The 23,694-nt window shown below is 63.1% G+C and carries 10 protein-coding genes; 8 read left to right on the forward strand and 2 right to left on the reverse strand.

The window, feature by feature from the left end:
• Positions 1–152 precede the first annotated feature (152 nt).
• The 3 genes from D5261_RS05745 (at position 153) to D5261_RS05755 (ending at position 5,501) form a co-directional block, all read left to right on the forward strand.
• Complete coding sequence (locus D5261_RS05745) at positions 153–905, forward strand: prepilin-type N-terminal cleavage/methylation domain-containing protein (protein WP_119321099.1); 753 nt, start codon at positions 153–155, stop codon at positions 903–905.
• 191 nt (positions 906–1,096) lie between these two features.
• A complete protein-coding gene (locus tag D5261_RS05750) occupies positions 1,097–3,046 on the forward strand; it encodes a right-handed parallel beta-helix repeat-containing protein (RefSeq protein WP_165864138.1) in 1,950 nt (649 codons plus the stop codon).
• Between the two features lie 103 nt (positions 3,047–3,149).
• Positions 3,150–5,501, forward strand: coding sequence for a right-handed parallel beta-helix repeat-containing protein (locus D5261_RS05755; protein ID WP_218025568.1), 2,352 nt, complete (start codon positions 3,150–3,152; stop codon positions 5,499–5,501).
• Positions 5,502–5,593: 92 nt separating this feature from the next.
• Here the strand turns inward: D5261_RS05755 and D5261_RS05760 are convergent, their stop codons facing one another.
• The gene (locus tag D5261_RS05760; RefSeq protein WP_119321102.1) at positions 5,594–6,577 is read right to left on the reverse strand and encodes an AraC family transcriptional regulator; all 984 of its coding nucleotides are present in this window, start codon (positions 6,575–6,577) and stop codon (positions 5,594–5,596) included.
• Between the two features lie 171 nt (positions 6,578–6,748).
• On the opposite strand from D5261_RS05760, the gene D5261_RS05765 reads away from it, so the two are divergent.
• On the forward strand, positions 6,749–7,876 hold the full coding sequence (locus tag D5261_RS05765; RefSeq protein ID WP_119321103.1) for a glycoside hydrolase family 130 protein: 1,128 nt from the start codon (positions 6,749–6,751) through the stop codon (positions 7,874–7,876).
• Positions 7,877–8,155: 279 nt separating this feature from the next.
• The gene (locus tag D5261_RS05770; protein WP_119321104.1) at positions 8,156–11,251 is read left to right on the forward strand and encodes a glycosyl hydrolase 2 galactose-binding domain-containing protein; all 3,096 of its coding nucleotides are present in this window, start codon (positions 8,156–8,158) and stop codon (positions 11,249–11,251) included.
• 181 nt (positions 11,252–11,432) lie between these two features.
• Here the strand turns inward: D5261_RS05770 and D5261_RS05775 are convergent, their stop codons facing one another.
• Positions 11,433–12,377 (reverse strand): AraC family transcriptional regulator, encoded by a 945-nt coding sequence (locus D5261_RS05775; RefSeq protein ID WP_165864139.1) that lies wholly within the window; start codon positions 12,375–12,377, stop codon positions 11,433–11,435.
• A gap of 129 nt (positions 12,378–12,506) precedes the next feature.
• On the opposite strand from D5261_RS05775, the gene D5261_RS05780 reads away from it, so the two are divergent.
• From D5261_RS05780 to D5261_RS05790, 3 genes are all read left to right on the forward strand, one after another.
• The gene (locus tag D5261_RS05780; protein WP_218025569.1) at positions 12,507–15,224 is read left to right on the forward strand and encodes an alpha-L-rhamnosidase; all 2,718 of its coding nucleotides are present in this window, start codon (positions 12,507–12,509) and stop codon (positions 15,222–15,224) included.
• A gap of 31 nt (positions 15,225–15,255) precedes the next feature.
• Positions 15,256–17,685, forward strand: a complete 2,430-nt coding sequence (locus tag D5261_RS05785) for an alpha-L-rhamnosidase-related protein (protein ID WP_119321106.1) — start codon at positions 15,256–15,258, stop codon at positions 17,683–17,685.
• Positions 17,686–18,031: 346 nt separating this feature from the next.
• Positions 18,032–23,689, forward strand: a complete 5,658-nt coding sequence (locus tag D5261_RS05790) for a PDDEXK-like endonuclease domain-containing protein (protein WP_301002424.1) — start codon at positions 18,032–18,034, stop codon at positions 23,687–23,689.
• Positions 23,690–23,694: the final 5 nt, after the last annotated feature.

The following is a 23,694-nucleotide window of genomic DNA, read 5'->3' on the forward strand; positions in this document are numbered from 1 at the left end:
CACAATCGCCCATGATTTATCACAATTGCGCCATTGACAGTACAATTGCGCTTCGTTATAATTTGTATGCGATCATCGATCACCTCATTGGCCTATGGCGCATTGCCGATCGCTGCAAATATCAATCTTTTTTTGTCGGGAGACCAAGTACTATGAAACGCAATACAGGGTTTACGTTGATTGAGCTTCTAGTTGTCATCGCTATCATTGCGATTCTAGCCGCGATTTTGTTCCCGGTTTTCGCCAAAGCGCGCGAAAAGGCGCGTCAGGCGTCCTGCGCCTCGAACGAAAAGCAGATCGCCCTGGGACTGCTCCAATACGCCCAGGACAATGAGGAAACGAACCCGCCCATCTATACGGACAGCGGCGGCTGCTGGCAGTATATTATCGATCCTTATGTCAAAAGCACCGGTCTCTACAAGTGCCCCTCCAACCCAAACCCCAACCCGTCGTACCGGGGGGCCAATGCGAATATCAGCGCCGACTACGCCGGCAATTGGACTTACTACGGCCTGTATGGAGCGTTCGGATACAACAACGCCGTCGGCCCGTCCCTCGCCAAGATGGACGCGCCCGCGCAGTTCATCACCGTGGCGGAATCGAACGCCAGTAATGGTCAGAACGGGCAGATCACAATCGACCGCACGGACCGCGCCCCTGGCCCCAGCATGAATGTGCTGTACGCCGGCCATACCGGCCAAACCAACTACCTGTTCGCCGATGGCCACGTCAAATCGCTGCGGCCCTTCGCCACCATCGACGCCTCCGCCGGCGGAACCGCCTCCGTGAACTACTGGCGTATCGACGGCAAGCCGTTTACCGACAGCATGGCCGACAGCGGCGGCCTCAACGAACTGACCGCCGCGAAAGCGGAGCTGAACAGCGCCGTCAACACCTTCCACTAAGTGTGCCGGACACTGAGCCTTGCATCAAAATCGCGCCCGAAATGCATTCTGCATCCCTTCGAACGCTCCAGAAAGTGATCAACATCACATTCCAGAGATTCCCTTAGGGACGCATTGCGCTTCGAGGCGCGGTTTCCGTTCTCGGGGCGAGAGAGCATGATCGGTGCGTGATGACAAAGAAAGGTCAACAAATGCAGCGATGTGACGACATAACGGAGACGGGCGGCCGCCCAGGCGCCGATTCTGAGAAGAATCGCATCAAATCTTATCGCAGGGCGATCGCCGTCGCCGCGATGTTCATGCCCATGGCTCTCGGACCCAGCCCCGCCCTGGCGCGCTACGATCCCCGGAGTTACAATCCCAGCGCCCCCACGTTTCTCGTAACCTACACGGCGCGCCAGAAGGCCGAGCAGCGCGTTCCCGGCGCGGCCATGATGGCGGAATTGGAGAGCGCGGCAAAGTCGGGCCAAGCGAGCTATACGATCAAACCCGGCGTTTATCGCATCACCGGCGGCCTCTGCGCTCTGGACGGCGTGCGCCACTTTATACTTCATTGCCGTAATGTCCATATCTGGATGGAAAACAATCCCGCCGCTCCCAGCTTGCGATGGATCACCCTGCGCAACTGCCAGGATATTACCGTGGACGGGCCGGTCTTTCTGGACTCCGAACAGCTTCAGTTCATCCAGGGCGTCATCACAGGCGTGGACGCCGTGAACAAGACGATCGATATTCAGGTAACGCCCGGCTACGAAGCCAAAGACTTCCCCGCTCAGACCCAGGGCAATCTGAGTTGGCATTATAACCGCAAAGGCGAGTGTCTCACACGGCCCGTTTACACATCGTATGTCAATCTGGACCCTGGCGATATCACCAAAAAGCGGCTCACGATCAAGCCCGAGTACTTCGACGGCCCGGCCAAGCGGCTCAAGGTCGGCGATTTGTTCCTAACCCATAATACTATCGATGGCGACAATACGCCGTTCGGCGTCGAGCGAGACACGCGCGACCTGGACCTGGAGGGCGTGCAGTGCTACTACGGCCCAATGTGGGCGACGGTCGCCTCCAGCGGCAAGTTTATCAACCGGAACTGCTCCAACTACCGGGAGCCGGGAACCAACCGGCTCGGCGGATGCGCGGAGCCGCCGAACCTGGATAACGCCGACGAGCTGGTTTATGACGGCTGTAACTGCGGGCCAGGCCAGGACGACGGCGTCAACATCACCCGCCGCTACAGTCTGACGGCGGATCAGACCGGACCACGCACGCTTATCCTAGCCGTCAGACCCGCGCCGGGAGAAAGCATCGACTTTTACGACGGCGACTCCTACGCGCCCGAAGGAACGGCGCTCGTCGCCGCCGAGCCAACCCCGCTTGCCGATGACGCGCGGCGCACGCGGCTCATCCGCGATATTAACGCGATACAGGACGCCCACGGCTACGCGTGGCGTCTCCAGCCGGGCGATCTGCTTTGGTCCGTTCCGCTGGACCGGGATGTCAAGATTGCCCGCTTCTCCGCCGTGGACCGCTCCGGCGATCGGATCAAGAAGGCAACCATCCGAAACTGTTACTTCGCCGACATGAACGCGCAGGCGTTCTTCCTCAAAGCCAGCTCGATCCTGATGGAGAATAATGTCGTGGAGCGCGGGACCGGCCCCGCTTATCACGCCCAACTCTCGCCTTACTGGTGGGAAGGGCCAATGCCTCAGAACGTGACGATTCGAAATAACGTGAGCATCGACAACCCCAGCCGGTATGGGAACGACCGGCTGTTCTGGGACTGGGCGATCGGCTCCATCTGCGTGGAGGTCGGCGGCAACATGTCCGGCGTCGGCGACATCTCGCCGGTGACGATTGAGGGGAATCGTATCGTCCGCTCGACGGTCACGCCGATCGTAGTGAAGAACGCCAAAAACGTCGTCATTAGAAACAATCAGATCACCGCGCCGATGCCGGCGGCTCCCAAGGAGGCGCGAATCTACGGAGCCGTACCCGCAGGCGCCATTTATCTTGCCGCCGACAGCAACGTCCAAGTGTATGGAAACCATTTGCTCGACGCGACGCCATTCTGTGCGACCCTGGTGGAATTGGGACCTTTTCTCGCCCCCGGCGCGGTCACGGGCGGCGACATCAAACACTAAAGCATTCTTGACGAACCGACGAGCAATTCATACTATTCGCGAGAATTACGATCTGAAATCACGCCGCACGACTGACATCTTCGTCATACCTAAGGAGAAACGCATGAAGTCCTATCTCAGAGTGATCGGCGCAGCCGCCGCGCTCTCCGCGACGCAAACCGCGGCGTTCGCCGCCACGTACAACGTACGAAACGCTCCGTATAACGCCACGGGAAACGGGTCCACGGATGACCGGGCGGCCATTCAGGCCGCGATCAACGCCGCCGCCAGCGCCGGTCCGAACAACACCGTCTATATTCCCGCCGGAACCTACGCGCTGAACAGCAGCGCGGCGACAAGCTGGCAGACGTTCTACATTCCGTCCAATGCGAGCGGCCTGACCATCCTGGGCGACGGCTCCAGCACGCTGCTTCTCTCCAACGGCGGCAACCGCGAGATTTTCTATTTAGATCATTGCGCCAATTGCAATTTTCAGAACTTCAATCTCGACCAGAAAGTCCCGAACCTGACACAGGGAACAATCACCGCCGTCAACACCAGCACTAACTCCGTCACCGTCAGCATCGACGCGGGATATCCGGCGCCAAACACCAGCTTTCTCATGGCGAGCAGCGGCTACACGCCCTCGCTTCTCGTGCTGACAGACCCCAAACGCAGCACTTACACCTGGTCGGAGACCCCGCAAATCAACAGCGTCGCCAGCGCGGGCAGCGGAAAATGGACCGTCAATCTGGGAAGCACGCCCAGCTCCAGCGACGTGAACAAGAAGTTCTTTATCTGGGGAAGCAATTCCGAGGGCTGGATGTTCAACATTCAGGGATGCAATAATGTCACGGTCCAGAACGTGAATGACTACTCCGCGCAGGGCTTTTATGTCAATCGGGCGACAGGGACGCTTAGCTTCACCAACTTTTATATCGGATCGCCTCCGGGGTCCAATCGGCTCGGGCTGAACTCGGGCATGCAGGGCGTCAGCCGCGCGGATCTGGTGATGACCGGCTGCTCCATCCTGCAAAGCAACGACGACGCCGTCAATCAGCTCACCGGAATCGATCATATTCTGGCGAAGCCGGCGCCGTCCACAGTTCAGGTCAGCGGCGGCGGCGATTACCAGCCGGGGGACACGGTCTGCGTTTGGGATTACCGCAACCCCGCATCCCCCTATATCCGCGCCACGGCCCATATTGTGAGCACCCACGCCGACGGCGCGAATTTGGATGTCGTGCTGGACGCCGACGTGCAGATCGTGAACGTCGGCCCACAGCCCACCGGGCCGGGAAATCCGCAGGTTGCCCAGCAGAGCGACGGGATCGACCGTCTGTGTGACCTTTCCGGCGGCGCCATCACCTTAACCAACTCGACCTTTGTCTCATCGTTCGCGCGCCCCTTGCTGGTCAAATCCGCCAAGAGCCTCACCATCACCGGCTGCAACATCTTAGGCGGCGATCAAGACGGCATTGAGGCCGGCATGGAAACGTACTGGGGCGAAGGTCCGCAGTGCAAGAACGTGACGATCAAGAATAATACGTTCTCCGACATGGACGGATGCAGCGTGGACATCGGGATCTTCGCCACCAATGGGCCATCGGGACTCTCACACGATCAAACCAATATCGACATCGAAAACAATCTGTTCCAGAATGGGGGCCAGCATGCCGTCTGGAACGACGTCATGCCGCGCGGAATCGCTCTCAGATTGGCGAACGCAAGCGGAGCGACGGTCAAGAATAACACGTTCAAAAACTTCTCGAACGCCAATATCGCCGTATTGACGTCGGACAACGTGAATATTACGGGCAATAACTTCGTCAATCCGCACCAAACGGCCCTCCCGGTGAATCGCAGTCAAGGGGCGGTCGATCCGGGCGCGGTGATCTGGATCGACAACTCGCAAAATGTCTCGCTGTCGAACAACGTGGTGTTCAGTCCCGGGTCGCATGAGACGGCGCTCGCCGAGGCGACGGCGAACAACTCCGGAATCAATGGTCTTTCGACCGGCGTCTACGTCTCCAGCGGCGTTCCGGTCGGCCATCGCATCGCGCTCAAGTCCGCCGTGTCCGGTAAGTACGTCTCCGTCAATCTCTATGGGGGAGATCCCAATCAGAACGATCTCCAGGCGGCGTTCGCCGACAGCGCCCAGGGCTGGGAAATGTTTGATGTGGTGGATGCGGGCGGCGGCAATATCGCGCTCAAAAGCGAAGCGACCGGAAAGTACGTCACCGTGGATTTGAATCAGTCGAGCAAGGTTCTCCGCGCCGACCTCGCAACGGTCATCCAGGCATGGGAGACCATGAATTGGGTCGATCAAGGCGGCGGCGTCTTCGGGCTCAAGTCCGGCGCGAACGGGCTCTATGTGAGCTGCAACAACGGGGCGGGAAACATCCTGGAGGCGCAATGGGCTCAGAGCATCAGCACCTGGGAGCAATTCACCTGGGTGGACGCCGGCAAGTTCTGACGCGGCGCCCTGCTTTGGGGCCTAAGGAGAAGTTCTGCTTCTCCTTAGGCCATGGATCTTGCACGCCCAGGTCCAAGCCTCCCCGCTTATCCCTATTCTCCGCCCGAAAACAACTGGGCCAGCGGCAGAAAGCCGCGCCGGCGAAACTCGGTCGGCGTCATATGCGTGACCTGACGAAACGCGTGGACGAAGTTGGAGTATTCAGCGTAACCGAGCTGCGCGGCGATCGTCTTGATTGACGCGTCCGTATCCTTGAGCAGCAGGCAGGCGCGACGGACCCGCTGCTCCAGGCAAAACTGGCGCGGCGACATGCCGACTCGGCGCTGAAAGCAGCGCGACAGATGCTCCCGACTGACGCCCAGAGCGCGCGCGACATCCTGCACCACCGCCTCTTCTCCGTCGCCCATCATCGCGATTGCGCGGCGCACCAGTTCGATCACCGGATCGGTTTCCTCGCGCGCCCTCCCCACCGTCATCAGCGCCAGCAGCAGCTCCACCACCATCTGCGCGCCGTCCGCGACATGGATATTCGCGATCCCATGCCCGTTGGCCTCATACCCGAGAAGCCGCTTAATGATCGGAGTATCGGGGGATAACGCGTAAACCGGCCCATATTTCCCCACCACGGCGCGCGTCATCGCATGCGCCGGCAAACCGTTGAAATCGAACGCCAAAAACGTCCATGGCTCGACCCCATGGGGAGGATAGAAGTACGCAGCCTCAGCGTTATCTTTTTCAAGAAGAAAGGCGTGTCCTTGTGGAAGAAGATACGTACCGGACGCATCGCTCATCGCCCCCACGCCCGAGAGCGTATAGCAGAAGTAGCGAAAATCCTCATACTGCGTGTATTTGCAGTCGTTGCGATACCGCGCATCGGTCACGGTCTGGACGCTGACATGGATCGGACGCGGCAGCATCGCAGCGTCCTCCAGCGCATGAAAATAGGTGCTCCAGAGATACCGGTAGGTAAGGCTGTGGGCGCGGTGGTGACGCTCAATCTCCTCCGAAGAAACGGGGACCGCCACAATGGGAGGAAGCGCATCGGCGGTCGGCCACGGCGTGAAGGAATCGTTCATAAACAGGCACGACTTTCCCAACGGAACAAATCACAATCGCACTCAAAAGATCACATCACGGGCGTTGACGCTTCTGATTAATCATTGTATCATAGAAATAGTCAGATCACGATAGACCGCTCACTTCGCGAGTATCGCCATCTTGTCGAAAACCATCCCGAAAGACCAACGATGACCACCCAGCGCGCGGCCATTCTCTGCGCGGCCGCCCTCGCCATATCCCTGAACCCCGCCGGCGCCGCGCCCAACGCCGCCGACACGCCCCGCGCCGCCTGGATGCTTGGACCATTCGCCAAGGCCGACGACGCTAATCCCATCCTGAAGCCCGATCCCAGCGCCGCCTTCGACTGCCCGATGACGAAGGCTAAAGTCGCCTGGGAGCACGATCATGTCTTCAATCCAGCGGCCGTGGTCCGCAATGGCAAAGTTTATATTCTTTACCGGGCCGAGGATCACTCCGGAGAAGGCATCGGCCATCATACGTCTCGCCTCGGCCTCGCCGAAAGCAAGGACGGCCTGCGCTTCACTAAATGCCCCACTCCCGTGCTCTTTCCCGATGAGGATGACCAGAAGGCCAACGAATGGACGGGCGGCTGCGAGGACCCGCGCATCGTGGAGACCGAAGACGGCGGCTATGTCCTGATGTATACCCAGTGGAACCGCAGCGTCGCCCGCCTCGCGTCGGCGACCTCGCGCGATCTGGTCCACTGGACAAAGCACGGCCCGGTGCTCGCCAAATCGAACGGCGGTAAGTTTCTGGGAGTCTACTGCAAGTCCGGAGCGGTGGTCACGCGGCGCAAAGGCGACCACTTGATCGCCGCGAAGATCGATGGCAAGTACTGGATGTACTTCGGCGAGGGCTCGGTCTACGCCGCGACCTCGACCAATCTGACCGACTGGGACCCGGTGCTGGACGAACGCGGCGCATGGAAGCCGCTCCTGCAAACCCGGGCCAACCATTTCGACAGCAGTCTCGCCGAATCCGGCCCGCCGGCGATCATCACCGATCGGGGAATCGTATTTCTCTACAATGGGAAAAACGGCGATCAAAACGGCGACAAGTCCATCCCCGCCGGCGCGTACTCCGGCGGTCAGGCGCTATTCGACGCCAAAGATCCAACCAAACTCATCGACCGCACCGACGGCTGGTTCATCACGCCCGAGCGCCCTTACGAAACCACCGGCCAGTACGCCGCCGGCACGGTCTTCATCGAAGGTCTGGTCCACTTCCAAAAGAAGTGGTTTTTATACTACGGCACAGCCGACTCGTTTGTCGCAGCGGCGGTCGCGAAGGAATGAGATGACCCTCGTTCCACAACTCGTTGTGGGTAGGATCTGGCTCTGCCCCGCATTGAAATACGGGGCTGGGGGCGCTTCGCGCCGACCGTCCGTGCCGGACGGAAGATCATGAAACGCTAGCGATCACCCTCTTCCGTCCGGCACGGACGGTCGGCGCGAAGCGCCTCCAGCCGGGTAATTTATTGCCCGGTACGCGAAAAGGCTACCCCCATAAGCTTATTGGGGCCCGGGCGCCACGCTCCCTATTTGGCTTCACTCTCAATCAGGAAACTCTTACCGATGCGCCCAAACACCCGAATCTCTCTCACCCTCGCCGCACTCGCCTGCGCGGCGCCCGGCGCTCACGCCGCCGATCTTCCGGCCTCCGTCGCCATTTCCGGCGGATGGAAACTGCAGACGGAGGCCAAAGTCGGCGCGGCCGGCGACTCAGTTTCTGGAGCACAGTATAAGACATCAGGATGGTATGACGCTGTTGTCCCCGGCACGGTGCTAACGACGCTGGTGCAGGCGGGCGTTTATCCCGAGCCGCTGTATGGCGAGAACAACCGGGCGATTCCCGAAAGCCTCAATAAGAGCAATTATTGGTATCGCACGACATTCACCGTCCCACGCGGCTATGCCGGCAAGGCCGTCTGGCTCCGGTTCGATGGGATCAACTACACTGCCAACGTCTGGATCAACGGACACAGCGCCGGCGAGATCCAAGGCGCGTTCACACGCGGCGTCTTTGACGTCACGCCCTATGTGAAGCCGGGCGCGACGAGCGTGCTGGCGGTGGAGGTGCATCCGCAGCCGCACCCCGGCGTTCCGCACGAGCATACGCAGGCGACCGGCACCGGCGGGAACGGCGGAATCACAGCCCTCGATGGACCCACGTTTCTCTGCACGATCGGCTGGGATTGGATGCCTGGGATCCGCGACCGCGATACGGGCATCTGGCGGGACGTCACCCTCAGCGCCACCGGTCCGGTCACCCTCACCGACACGGATGTCGTCTCCGACCTGCCCACGCCCAAGCTCGACGTCGCCGACTTAACCGTGCAGACAACGCTGCATAATACGACCGGACAAGCGCAGTCGGGAGAGCTGATCGGCGCGTTTGGCGGCGTCACGTTTCACAAGCCTATCACGCTGGCGGCGGCGGAGACCAAGCTTCTCACGCTGACGTCCGCCGATACGCCGCAGCTGCGCGTTCAAAACCCCAAACTCTGGTGGCCGAACGGGTATGGGCCGCAAAATCTCTACCATCTTCAGCTCAAGTTTGTGGCGAAGAACGATACCTCCGATGTGACCAACACCAACTTTGGCGTCCGCAAGATCACTTACGAAGTCCCCTCCTCCGAGAACCTGACGCTCTCGGTCAACAACGTCCCGATCATGGTGCGCGGCGGCGACTGGGGGATGGACGACGCGATGAAACGCGTCACCGCCAAACGGATCGACGCGCAGGTTCGGATGCACAAGCTCGCCAACCTGAACATGATCCGGAACTGGGTGGGACAGAGCACCAGTCAGTATCTCTACGACGCCTGCGACAAGTATGGGATTATGCTCTGGGACGAGTTCTTCCAGCCGAACCCCAGCGACGGCCCCAACCCGAGCGACGAAGCGCTGTATCTGGCGAACGTGCGCGAGAAGATCCTGCGCTTCCGCAGCCACCCGTCCATCGCCGTCTGGTGTGGGCGCAACGAAGGCCCGCCGCCGCCCGGAATCAACGCCGGGATCCAGGCGCTTATGACCGAGCTCGATCCCAAACGGCATTATCAGCCCAGCTCCACCGACGGCCGTGGCGTCCACTCCGGCGGCCCGTACTGCTATCAGGAGCCACGCAAGCTTTACAGCTTCAACGAGCCGTTCAAGACCGAAATCGGCGGCGTTTCCGTCCCCACCCTCGAAGGCGTCCGCTTGATGATGCCTGAGAAAGACTGGACCGAGATCAACGACGACTGGGCCGAGCACGACCTCTGCGCCGGCGCGCAGGGCGGCGACTGGTATCCCAAGACGCTCTCCGCGCGCTTCGGCAAAGCCGCCACGTTTGAAGACTTCGTACGCAAGGCGCAGCTCGCGAACTACGAGTACCATCGAGCGGTTTATGAAGGCCGCAACTCCAAGCTGTTCGCGCCGGCCTCCGGCGTCATTCTCTGGATGAGCCACCCCGCGCAGCCCAGCTTCGTCTGGCAGCTCTACAGCTACGACCTGGAGCCCAACGCCTCCCTGTTCGGCGCCCGCAAGGGCAACGAGATGGTCCATATCCAGATGAATCAGAGCGACTGGCGCTTGATTGCGGTCAATAACTCCGCGCGACCAATCGCCAATCTGACCGCCACGGCGACGGTGCTGAACCTCGACGGCTCGGTCCAATACACGCGCGACTTCCCCGTCTCAGCCCCCTCCGCCGCGACGAGCGATGTGGGCGCCATCGACTGGCCGGCGAACCTTTCCCCCGTCCACTTCGTCAAGCTCACGCTGCGCGACTCCCTGAAGCAGCTCGTCTCGGAGAACTTCTACTGGCGCGCCGATCCCGCGCATGAAGACGATTTCAGCGCGCTTGGCTCCCTGCCGACCGTCCCGCTCACGGCCAGCGCCGTCGCCCATGATTCGGGCGCAAACCGCCAGATTGTCGTCACGCTCCAGAACCCCGCCAAAGTCGTGGCGCTCATGACGCACCTTCAGCTGCGCCGCCAGCGCAGCGGCGCGCGCGTTCTGCCCGCCTTCTACAGCGACAACTACGTCTCGCTCCTGCCCGGCGAAACGCGCACGATCACCATCGACGCCGCCAAAGAAGATTTCGCGGGCGAAACACCGCAAGTCGTGATCGACGGCTGGAACGCCACGGTCGCCCCGAAAGACGCCGGCGCCAGCGGCGTCAGCTTCGCGCCGAACAACCATGCGGCGGAGACGCATACGTTTGTCCGAAACATCCACATCCTGAAAAACATCAACTCCGGCGGCGCAGCCGTCGGAATCTTCTCGGCGGATGGAAACTTCTCCGACGGCAACGTCTACGGATCCGACGCCGTGGTGGACACCAGCGCGCCGAACGCCGGCCCGGCCGCTCTCTATCAAACGGAGCGCTGGGGCAATCTGACCTACAACCTCCCCGTGGCGCCCGCCGACGCCAAACGCGCATTCACGGTGCGCCTGCACTTCGCCGAAAACAAGTACGAATCCGCCGGCCAGCGCAAATTCGCCGTCACGATCAACGGCAAACGCGTCCTCAACGAATTCGACATCTTCGCCGAAGCCGGCGGATCGAAAAAGGCGCTGGTGAAAGACTTTCCGGGCATTGTTCCGAATGCCGATGGGGAGATTGTGATCGATTTTATCAAGGGCTCGGCGGACGAGGCGAAGGTCTGCGGAGTGCAGATTTTTTGACTTACTCCGGCGCTTCGCGGTCCCTCTGGCAAACCCACCCCGGCCCTTCGGGCCACCCCTCCCGCCGACGGGAAGGGTTTGTAAGAGACACTCGTACGCAAACCGCCTGCGATAACACGCCCAGAAATAACCCTTCCCGGCGGCGGGAGGGGTGGCCCGAAGGGCCGGGGTGGGTTTGCGGTCACCGCCTTGCGCCCGCGCGGTATTCTCGCGGGGTTTGATCCACGGCTTTTCGAAAGACGTGGGTGAAGTAAGACGCTTGATCGAAGCCGGAATCGGCGGCGATCCGGGTGATCGGCAGGTCCGTGGTGGCGAGCAGCAGTTTGGCGTGCTCGATCCGGATATAACGCAGGTAATCGCTGGGGGAGCGGCCCATCGCCGCCGAGAAGACTTCGGTGAAACGATCGGCGGAGAGGAAAACCGAGGCCGCGATCTGCTCGATCCGGAGCGGCTCGGCGAAACGCTCGTCCATAAAGCGCAGCGCCGCCGCCAGCGTCTCTTCGGATTTGGGCGTGTGGGCGACGCTCGACCCGTAATCGGCGGCGGCGTTCTCGTCGCAAAAACGCGCCAGGCGCACCAGAAGCTCCAGGAACAGCGCGCGCGTCATGAGCGCGTTTCCGTAATCCCCCCGAAGCCACTCCCCATGCAGCGTATCGACCAGTTGCGTCATCCGCGTATGCTGCGCCGGATTCAAATGCAGCAGACGCCCGCCGCTGGCGTCATCGCTCCCCCGAGACTCCGACCCGACCAGCAGCGGCAGAAACCCCGCAGTCGCGCGCAGCCAATCCATCTCCAGCGGCGTAAAGATATCCAGAGTGAAGTAAAGCGCGTCCAGAACCAACTGCTCCGCCTGCCGGTAGGCGTGCACGGCGCCGGGGCTCATGATGTAGACGTCCCCACGCGAAACGCTGTACACCACATCGTTCACCATATGGCGGCCGGAGCCCTGACGGACAAAGTACAGTGAGTAGAAATCCTCGTGGTGATTCGTGGAGACCATCAGGTTGTGCTCAAGGATTAAGTCGTCGCGCCGGCTGATCAGCGGCAGCAGATGGTCGGCGGCGCCGGGAACGCGTCTGGCGATATCGTTGAAACAGTGAGAGGAGATGTTGGTGCGGTTTTCCATGAGACGCCGTGAAACTGATATTATTCGCCGGATAACTGATATTCGAGATTGGGACCGATCACTATAATCAAAATAGAGTATAGCTCGAATGCCAATATGAACGGCGTCCATATCAATCACGAAAGTCAAATGACAATGACACAATCGGTTTTGGAGGTTTCCTCGCCGGCGCGAGACAACACGATGACGACGATTAATTCTCTGCGCTGCGAATTTGCAGATAGCCCGGCGTGCGTCGATACCTTCGCCCCGCGTCTGAGCTGGGAGATCGCCTCCGAGCAGCGCGGCTGGGCGCAAGGCGCGTATCGGATCTGGGTCGCCTCTCACCCCAGGCTCCTCAAGGAAGGCAAAGCGGATCGATGGGACAGCGGAAGGGTCGAATCCCGGCGGACGGCGCGGATCGCCTACGCGGGAAAGACGCTCCGGTCCGGCGAACGCTGCTTCTGGAAGGTTCAGGTCTGGGATCAGTCCGGCGAGTCGGAAACCGTCAGCGAGACGGGCGTCTGGAGCATGGGAATCCTCTATTCCTCCGATTGGAAGGCGTCGTGGATCTCCGCCAGCACGCCCCGCGATGTCGTCGTGGACGGGCGCACGCTGCCGCCCTGCGCCTATTTGAGAAGAAAATTCACCGTCGATCAGCCGATCAAGAGCGCGACGATCTTCGCGACCGCGCGCGGCCTTTATGAGATGCATCTCAACGGCGCGCGCCTTGGCGATTCGCGGCTCAGCCCCGGCTGGACCGATTACGACAAGCGGATCCAATATCAGTCGTACGATGTCACGGCGCTGCTTCGTCAGGGCGGCAACGCGCTGGGCGCCGTGCTGGGCGACGGCTGGTATAGCGGCTACCTGGGATTCGACGTCCAGCGCGACCACTACGGCGACCGACCGCAGCTTCTCGCGCAGCTTGTCATCGAATACGCCGACGGCGCGCGCGAACTCATCGTGACCGACGGCAACTGGCGCGCCGCTACCGGCCCCATCGATTACTCCGACTTTTTGATGGGCGAGCAGTATGACGCCCGCAAAGAGCTCATCGGCTGGGACCGTCCGGAGTTTTCCGACGCGTCATGGCGGTCGGCCCGAGTCCAAAGCGACTCCGTGACGGCGCCCGGCCATCCGGCGCTCGTCGGCGATTCGGGACCGCCGATCCGAGTGACGCAGGAACTGCGCCCCATCGCGATCACGCAGCCGGCTCCCGGAGCGTATCTCTTCGATCTCGGCCAAAACATGGTCGGCTGGGCGCGTCTCGCGGTGACGGCGCCCGCCGGGACACGCATTCAGATGCGCTTCGCCGAGATGCTCAATCCCGACGGGACGCTGTACACGACGAACCTGCGGGCGGCGAAGTCGACGGACGTCTACATTTGCCGGGGCGACGGCGTGGAGACTTACGAACCGCGCTTCACCTTCCATGGGTTCCGATACGTCGAAGTGACGGGATATCCGGGCGAACCGTCTCTGGACACGATCACCGGATGCTTTGTCGGCTCCGACGCGCCGGACGCCGGAACATTTGAATGCTCCGACCCGATGGTCAACCAGCTGCAAAGCAATATCGTCTGGGGCCAGCGCGGCAACTTCCTGAGCATCCCGACCGACTGCCCGCAGCGCGACGAGCGGCTGGGATGGATGGGCGACGCGCAGATCTTCGTCCGCACCGCCACGTACAATCGCGACGTGCAGACGTTCTTCAACAAGTGGATTCAGGATGTGGAAGACGCACAGGCGGCCGACGGCGGCTATCCCGATGTCGCGCCGCGCCGCGTGGACGACCGCAATGGCGCGCCGGCTTGGGGCGACGCCGGCGTGATCGTCCCATGGACGATCTATCACACCTACGGCGACACGGATCTCATTTCCAAGCACTGGGCGTCGATGACGCGCTGGATGGACTATCTCACGATCGCCAATCCCAGCGGCTTGTGGGAGAACGAGCGCCACAACGACTTCGGCGACTGGCTCTCCATCGACGCCGACACGCCCAAGGATGTTCTCGCGACGGCCTATTACGCCTACGACGCCGCGCTGATGGCGCGGATGGCCCGCGCGATCGGCCGCAGGGAGGACGCGGCGACGTATGACGCTCTGTTCACGCACATCAAAAACGCGTTCCACAGCGCTTATGTCACCCCCGACGGCAAGGTCAAAGGCGAGACACAGACCTGCTACGTGCTCGCCCTGCGCTTCGGTCTGCTGCCGGAGAACCTGCGCCCGCTGGCCGCGAAGCATCTGACGGACGACATCGCCGCGAAGAACGGCCACCTCTCGACCGGCTTCGTCGGCGTCGGCTATCTCTGTCCGGTCCTGACCGAGACGGGTTACAACGACATCGCTTACCAGCTGCTTTTGAACGACACGTTCCCCAGCTGGGGGTACTCGATCCGGCAGGGCGCGACGACCATCTGGGAGCGCTGGGACGGCTGGACAAAAGAAAAGGGGTTCCAGGACCCCGGCATGAACTCGTTCAACCATTACTCCCTCGGCTCGGTCGGCCAGTGGCTCTATCAAACCGTCGCCGGCATCGACACCGAGGGCGCCGGTTTTGAGCGCATCGTCATCGCCCCCCGTCCCGGTCCCGGCCTGACCTATGCCCGCGCCACCTACCACGGAACCCACGGCCCAATCGCCAGCGCCTGGGACGCCAGCGCAAACGGACTGACCATGGATGTCTCGATCCCCGCCAACGCTACGGCCACGGTGTTTGTCCCGACCTCCGATCCGCGCACGGTCACCGAAGGCGGCCGGCCCGCCGCCGACGCGCCCGGGGTGCGGTTCCTGCGTCACGAAAACGGCCGTGCGGTCTACGCCGTCGGCTCGGGAACGTACACATTCGCGGCGCGCTGACGCTCACCGCTCCCTTGAAGAGAACGAAACAATGCCCTACCCGAAATACGCCGCGCTCTGGATGACGCTCGCTGCGGCGACTCTGACTCCGGCAGCGCCCGGCGCCTCCAAGACGCCGCCGACCGTCGACCCGACATACGGCCTTCCGATTCCGAAGCAGCCAAAAGCGCCTGCGGCCGTATCGGCGACCCAATGGATCTGGGCGGACACGAAAACGGACAATCAGACGATCTCTCTGCGGCGCGCGTTCGATCTTAAGGCCGCGCCCAAAAAAGCGGTGCTTTATCTCACCGCCGACGACTTTTTCACGCTGTTCGTCAACGGCAGGCAGATCGACCAATCCGTTCCAGACCCCAATGACCGGGATGTCTGGAAGCGTGTCCACCGGATCGATGTCACACCGTATCTGCGCGCCGGCAAGAACGCGCTGGCGGCGCGCGTCGTAAACGCCGGCGGAGACGCCGGATTCCTGGCGCAGCTGGAAATCGACGGCCAGGCTGCAATCCTGACGGACACGAGCTGGAAAGTCTCCACGGACGCGACGCCGCCGGCCGATTGGAGCGCCGTGGACTTTGACGCCGACGCCTGGAAACCGGCCGCCGCCATCGCCCCGCTTTCGGGCGGCGTCTGGGCGAACGTGGGCGGTTTGCAGGGCTGGCCCGGCTACGAAGCCGTGACGGCGGTTCCATACCTCGCCCATCTGACGCTGCCCTTTGCCCGCGTGGCGGACGCGCATCCCGGCGCGGGAGCCTTCGCGGGCGCGGACAACCTGGCGAACCATTCCGACGCCGTGCTGACCGTCACCCCGCCGCCGGCGGGCGCCACGGACGTCCCAAGTTTGCTGCTGGACTTTGGGAAAGAGATCGCGGGACGCGTTCGGATCGAGCCGCTGACATCGGGAACGGTCATCGTGGGAACGGGCGAGTCGGATGACGAAGCCCTCAAAGCACCCTGGGGCGGGCCGCATTCCCTGATTTTGACGCCGGGAAATGCGTCGTACACGCCGTACAGCGCGTTTCGATATGTGCGCCTGACGTTTCCCGCCGGGACCGCGCAGGACCCCATTCGCCTGCGCGTCTCCTGCGACCACAAATACTATCCCGTTGAGTACAAAGGCTGGTTCGACTGTTCCGACGCATTGCTGACCAAGCTCTGGTACACGGGCGCGTACACCGCCCATCTGTGCATGCAGGAAGATATTTGGGACGCGCCCAAGCGCGACCGAGCCCGCTGGATCGGCGACCTGCATGTTTCCGGGGAAGTGATCAACAACGTGTTCGCCGACAAGTTCTTGATGGAGCAGACGATGACGCGCCTGCGCGACGACGTTCAGGGCGGCCGGCCGAACACCGAACTTCCGAACAATCACGTCAACACCATCCCCGGCTATTCCTGCTCCTGGATCTGCACGCTCGCGGATTTCCACCGGCATCTCGGTGATTACGCTTATCTCAAGAGCCAGCACGACGCGCTGATCTCCCTGCTGGAGTACATGCGCGGCGAGCTGGACGAACGCGGGCTGTTCGCCAACAAACTCGGCAAATGGCCCTTCGTCGACTGGTCGCCGGAGTTCGACGGCGACCACCCGATGGCGCGAGCGACCACGCATCTTTTTTACGTGAAAGCCGCGCGGGAAGCCGCGTTTCTTCTCCGCGAGATGAACGACGCGCCCAGCGCCGCGAAGTACGACGCCTGGGCGGATACTCTGACCGCCGCCGCGCGCCAGTATCTGCCGGACGCCGCCACGGACACGTACGGTAACCGGCTTCAGGAGAATGCGATGGCGGTTTATTCCGACGTCGCCACCCCCGCACAACAGACCGCCATCTACAGCAAGGTCCTCACCCCGGACAGCCCCTCCTGGGACAAGTCAGGCGCGCTGCTCGGCAACAACCCGGTGCTGTCGCCGTACTACGGCAACTACATTATCGCCGCCATGAGCCAGACCGGCCATAACGCCGATACCCTGCGTGTCCTGCGGGACTACTGGGGCGGGATGCTCGCCGAAGGCGCGACGACCTTCTGGGAAGGTTACGACCCGAAATTGCCGAAGGAGCACTTCCATCAGTTCCTGCAAGCCGACAATATCACCGGCATGAACGCCAGCCTCTGCCACGGCTGGTCGGCGGGTCCAACAAATCTGCTGACCGAACGCATCCTGGGCGTCTCCCCGACCAGCGGAGGTTTCCAGACCGCCGAGATCATCCCCGACCTCGGCGACCTGACCTGGGCCGAAGGCGCCGTCCCCACTCCACACGGCCTCCTGCGCGTCCGAGCCGCCCGCGCGGCTTCCCAACTGACTGTCACTGTGACCGTGCCCCAGGGCGTCTCCGCAACGGTCGGCGTCCCCGGCTCCGGCGTGACGATCAATGGGCGTCCGGCGAAGTCCATCCAGTCGAAAGACGGCCGGAGCTTTGTGCCGGTTGCGGCTGGGAAGAGCATCGTCGTTTCTCAGATCTAGATCGTAAAAAGCGTTAATGCGTCAGAAGGCCGGCGAATGAATTCGCGCCTAAAAGTACGATCGTCCCCCTTCGGGGACTTCGGAGCCTACGGCAGATCAATCAGCGCCTTCGGCGCAAAATCTGAACCCGCGCAGGCGGGTGACCGTACTTTTAGCCGCGAATTCATTCGCCGGCCTCTTCACGCGTATCTACCCGCGATTTTACTCACAAAACGATCCCTATACTCTCTCCGTCAGGGAAACCCACCCTCCTGTGCCATAATAATCTTGCTGTGACTACTTACGCCCGCCGCGTCCCAAAACGCGGCGGGCGCGGCAAGGGATGCGTGTGACGACAGAAGAGCTGGTGCGACGAAAAATTGAGGGCTGGCAGTCGGCGCTGATCGACTTGACGCGGCGCAATCCGCTGTACGCCCTCTCCCCGAAAGCGCGCGGAGTTCTGCCGCTGACCGATCCGAGTCTGGATGAGCTGTATACGCTGCTCGTGCGCAAGCGCAAGTCGCTGACGTTTGTACAAAGCCAGATCGATCCCGAACTGCTTGGCGAGCCGAAGCCGAGGAAGTCGGCCCATATCTCCCTCGCCGAACCGGAATACAAAATCCTCAACAACCTGCGGCTGCGCGGCGTTTCGGCGCTGCGCGAGCAGGGCATCAATATCTTATTTCTGGCCGCCGGAATGCTGGAGTGGGTCGATCCCGACACACGCAGCGCCACGCGCTCGCCTCTGCTGCTCATCCCCGTGCAGCTGGAGCGCCTGCCGGGCGGCGACGCCTTCAAGCTCACGCGCTTCGAGGACGAGATCGAAGTCAATCCTACCCTGCGCTATCGGCTCAGTCAGGGCGATCTGCGGATCGAACTGCCCGAGCTGCCGGACGAAGACGACCTGGCGCCGAGCGAATATCTGGCGTCCGTCGCCGCGCTCCTGCCCCAGCGTCCCGAGTGGAGCGTCACGCCGGAAGTCGTTCTCGGGCGGTTCTCGTTTCTCAAGATGGTGATGTACCGGGACTTAGTAGCCCATACGGAGCAGGCGCGCCAGCACCCCATCGTCGCCGCTCTCGCGGGAGACCGGGACGCCCTGCGCGGCCTCCCGCAAGTCGATCTGCCGCCGGTTGCCGAGCTGGATGAATCCCTGCGAGGCGCGCGCACGTACCAGGTGCTGGACGCCGACCCGACGCAGCAGCGGGCGATCCTCGCCGCCCGCGCCGGTCAGAGCTTTGTGCTGCAAGGACCTCCGGGGACGGGCAAGACCCAAACCATCGCGAATATTATCACCGAATGCATCGCCGGCGGCAAGCGCGTGCTGTTCGTCTCGCAGAAGATGGCGGCGCTGGACGCCGTGTTCAAACGCCTGCGCGACAAGGGCCTCGCGGACCTCTGCCTGGAGGCCCACAGCCACAAGGCCAATAAGAAAGACGTGCTCGATCAGCTGCGGCGCGCCCTGCACGCCCGCCGCCAGACGCTCAGCGGCGCCGAATTCTCCGTGGAGGAGCTGGACGAGATCCGGGACGCGCTCGCTCAGGTCGTCACGGCGCTGCACGCGCCCCAGGAGCCGCTCGGCCTCTCCGTCTACGAAGCCAACGGCGTGGTGACGCAGGCGGTCACGACCATGGAGCTTCCCTTCGCATTCATCGCTCCCGAACAGGTTTCCCGCGAACAATATCGCCGCCTGGAAACGCTGGCCGAGCGGCTGCAAAACTACCACGCGATCTTCGCGGAGATCCATACGCATCCCTGGCGCGGCGTACAGGCCAAGCGCTTCACGCTGGACTTGCAGACACGCGTGCGCGCCGTCGTCGGCGATCTGCGTCCTCAGGTCGATCTGCTCGCCTCGGAAGCCGCGCGCCTCGCCGCGCTTTGCCGTGTCGACGCCCCGCAAACGCTGGCGGCGTCCGAGCATCTGCGCGATGTCGCGGACGCCGCCGCGCGGACGCCGAAGCCGCCCCGCGCCTGGCTGACCGAAGATTCGCTCGCCGAACTGCGGCAAACCGCCTCTCGCAGTCAAACCCGCGACCAAAATCACACAGACGCCAAAGCCGCGCTGCTGCGCTCCTGGACGCCTCACATTCTGGCGCTGGATCACGCCGCGCTGCTGGACCGCCTCGGCCCCAGGCATATCCCGACGCTGCGGCCCGCGCTTGGCCCCCTCTGGGAAACGCGGATCGCGGACCGATTCTCGGATCTCGACCGCGCGCTGGGCGAGACCGGCGACAAGATCGCGCGTCTCCAGCGCGGGCTGGACGGGCTGGGCCACTTCACCGGCCGCGCCGCCGCACGCACGCTGGGCGCCGCGCGCCACGAAGCCCGGATCGCCGAACTGGCCCTGGCCGATCCGCGTCCCGAAGCGCACTGGTTCGCTCCCGGCGCCATCGCCGCGCTGCAAGCGCAGGCGAGCGAGGCGAGCGCGCAGCATCAGGCTTATCTGACGGGCCGCCAAACACTCTTCACCGACTACTCCGAGGCGGTGCTGGGTCTGGATCTCCCCGGCCTGCGCGCCCGGTTCGCCTCGGACTACGTCGGCTTTCTGAGATTTTTCAAACCCGCGTTCTACCAGGACCGCAAGACCGTCACGCTCACGCTCAAGCCCGAAGCGACACGCGGCGGGCGAGACTTGCTGCGCGATTTGACGCTCGCACAGGACGTTCGAGACCGGGGCGAATGGATCCGCGCGCATTCGACGGAGCTGCGCGCGGCGTTCGGGCGGCATTTTCAGAACCTGGAAACGGACTGGGCGGCGATCGGGGCGGCGCTGCGTCAGACATCGGAACTGTCCGAAGCGTGCTCGGGCGATGTCCCGGCGGCGCTCATGCAGCGTGTCGTGCGCTCCGGGCCGGAGCTTGAGCCGCTGCGCGATCAGCATCAGGCAGTCGTGGCGCAGCTGCAAGAGTTAGACCGGGCCATTCAGGCATTGGGAACTCTGGTCGATCTGACGCAGCTTCCATTCACCAATTTGCCGCTGTCCCAGGCGCCGATGGACGAGCTTGCCGCATGGCTGGGCGGCGTGCGCGAGGCGGCGGGGGACGTCCACGCCGCGCGCCAGGAAACGCTCGCCTGCCATCTCTCGCAAAGCTCGGAGTCCCCTCTTGCCCCCCTGCAAGTGGGGGCCGCGCTGATCGAAGCGCGGCGGCTGGTGGCGGAGGCCGCGCGGATCGCCGCCGAAGGCGACGCGCTGCGCCGGCAATATCAGCAGCTTTACTCCGGTCTGGAGACCGACTGGGCGGCGGTGCTCGCCGCGCTGGACTGGACGGAGACGCTGCGCGCGCTGTATCCCGAGGCTGCGCTGCCCTCGGGGCTGGTGGATGTCGTCACCGAAGGCTCGGCCCCGGCGCTGGCCGATATCGCGGAGCTCGGCCGGGCGCTGGCGGCGCGCATCGCCGGAGTGCGCCGGCTGCTGGGCGAACTTGGCGAACTGTTTCCGCCGGAGCGCCTCACCGTCTTGGACTTGCCGCTCGCGCAGGCGGCGTTCCCGGCGTTCGCGGCGTGGCTGCAGCTTCGTCTCGACCGCATGGGCGATCTGGAGCGGTGGATCGACTTCCAAAACCTGCGCGAGGAGTGCGCGGACAACGGCATGCTCTCGTTCTTCGAGACGGCGACCAATCGGATCCCGCCGGCGGATCAGATCGCGCCGGCGTTTCGCAAGCAGTTCCATCGCCTGTGGCTCGACGCCGTCACCGACCAGATCCCCGCCCTCCGGCGCTTTCGCGGCGAGGAGCACGCCGTCCAGATCGCGCGCTTCTGCGCGCTGGACCAGCGCCAGATCGATGTCGCGCCGGAAGGCGTGCGGACAATCGCGCAGAAGCGAAAGCCCGTCACCGTGGAAGGCGCAATCTCCAGCATCGGCGAGATGGGCGCGCTCAAGACGCAGCTTAGCCGCCAGCGTCCCAAAGCTATCCGCAAGCTGCTCGCCGACATCCCGAACCTGCTCTTTTTGCTCAAGCCCTGCCTGCTGATGAGCCCGCTCTCGGTGAGCCTCTTTCTGGCATCCGAGACGATCTGGTTCGACACCGTCATCTTCGACGAAGCCTCGCAGGTCTTCACCGAGGACGCCGTGGGCGCGATCTTACGCGCGAAGCAAGTGATCATCGCCGGCGACACCAAGCAGCTCCCGCCGACTTCCTTCTTCTCCAGTCTTCAAGACGACGGCGCGGGGGACGACGAGGAGGAGGACGGCGGCGCGGCTGAGTTTGAAAGCGTCTTGAAGGCGGCGGACGCCTTCGCCGACCCGGACTCGCCGCACTTCGCCGAGCACCCATTGAACTGGCACTACCGAAGCCGGCACGAATCGCTCATCGCCTTTTCGAAGGTTCATTTTTACAAGGAGCTGATCCCTTACCCGTCGGCAAGCCTGCCGTCGGCGGTGACGTTCGACTATGTCGCGGACGGCGTCTACTACCCGGGGACCGGCGCGGCGCGCAACAATCCCATTGAGGCGCGCCGCGTCGCCGATCGGGTCATCCAGCACGTTCGGGAGAACCCGGGGCAGTCGGTCGGCGTCATCACGTTCAACGAACCGCAGCAGACGACGATCCTGACCGAGATCGAGCGGCGCAAGCGGGAAACGCCCGATCTGATTCCACTGCTTACGGAGGAGGGCTCGGAAGGGTTTTTCGTCAAGAACATCGAGAATGTGCAGGGCGACGAGCGCGATGTGATCTTCCTCAGTCTGGGCTTCGGACACGACCCCAGCGGCAAGCTCTCCATGAACTTCGGGCCGCTCAATCAAGCGGGCGGCGAGCGGCGTTTAAACGTCGCCGTCACCCGCGCCCGCCAGCGCATGACGGTGGTCGCCTCCATTCAAGGCGGTGAGATCGACACACAGCGCACCAGCGCCGAAGGCCCCAAGTTACTCAAGGCGTATCTGGAGTTCGCCGCGAGCGGCAGCCAGTCCGGCCTCGCGTTCGAAGCGCACGCCGTCGCGGCGCAGAGTGCGTTCGAACAGGCCATCGAAACGGCGCTCGCAAACGCGGGCTACACCGTGCGCCGCCAGGTCGGCCTCTTCGAGTATCGCGTGGATCTGGGAATTGTGGACGACGCCGATCCCGAGCGCTACTTGCTCGGAATCGAATGCGACGGCCCGATGTACCGCGACGCCCCCGGAGCGCGCGCCCGCGAGCGCCTGCGCGCGCAGGTGCTGGGAACGCTCGGCTGGCGTCTCCTGCGCGTGTGGTCCTCGGACTGGGTGCGCGACCCGCAGCGCGAACTGGCGCGCATCGCCGACGCCGTCGCCCGCGCGAAGGCTGGAGCCTGGGAGCCCGAGGCGCCCGCCCTCCCCATTGTCACGCAGGAGCCCGGCGAAAGCAACGGTTCGGAAGAAACGCCGATTGACGGGAGCCTGTTCGCGTATCACTCGTCCGAAACTCCGTCGTCCCCCGCAGGCGCGAACGCTGTATACGAGACCCAGGCGGCGTATACGACCGAAGGGGCGGTCCCGTTCGCGCTGCCGCCGGGGGTCGATGTCTACGCGCGCTGGTTCGCCCCGCTGCCCGGCGGGCGGGACACGCTGTACGGCGACCTGCCCGCCCAGCAAAAGGCCCGCGCCGACTTTTTAGTCCAGATGGTCGATCTCGAAGGGCCGCTGCCGCTGGAAACCGCCGCGCAGCACATGGCGGAAATGTCGGGCGTCGCGCGCGCCGGCGCGCGCATCCGGGAGATCGTGGAGGAAATGGCCGACGCCCTCGCCCTACAGGACCGCCTCGAACAGCGCGACGGCTTCCTCTGGCCACGCGGCGGCGAGCGCCCTATCCCGCGCGTCCCCGCCGCCCAGTCCGCGCCGCGCCCGATCGACGAGATCTGCCTCGAAGAGATCGGCGAAGCCGCCGTCGCCCTGCTCAAAATCGCCTACGGCATGCGCCGCGACGAGCTCGTCATCGAAACCGCCCGCCTGCTCGGCTACCGCAACACCGGCGCCAACATCCGCGACCGCATCGGCGACGCCCTCTCACTCTTAGAATTGGACAACCGAATCCACGTCGTCGGCACACAGATCCGAGCACTGGAAATGGCTTAAGGAAT

It is taken from the genome of Capsulimonas corticalis (assembly GCF_003574315.2).
Lineage (GTDB): Bacteria > Armatimonadota > Armatimonadia > Armatimonadales > Capsulimonadaceae > Capsulimonas > Capsulimonas corticalis.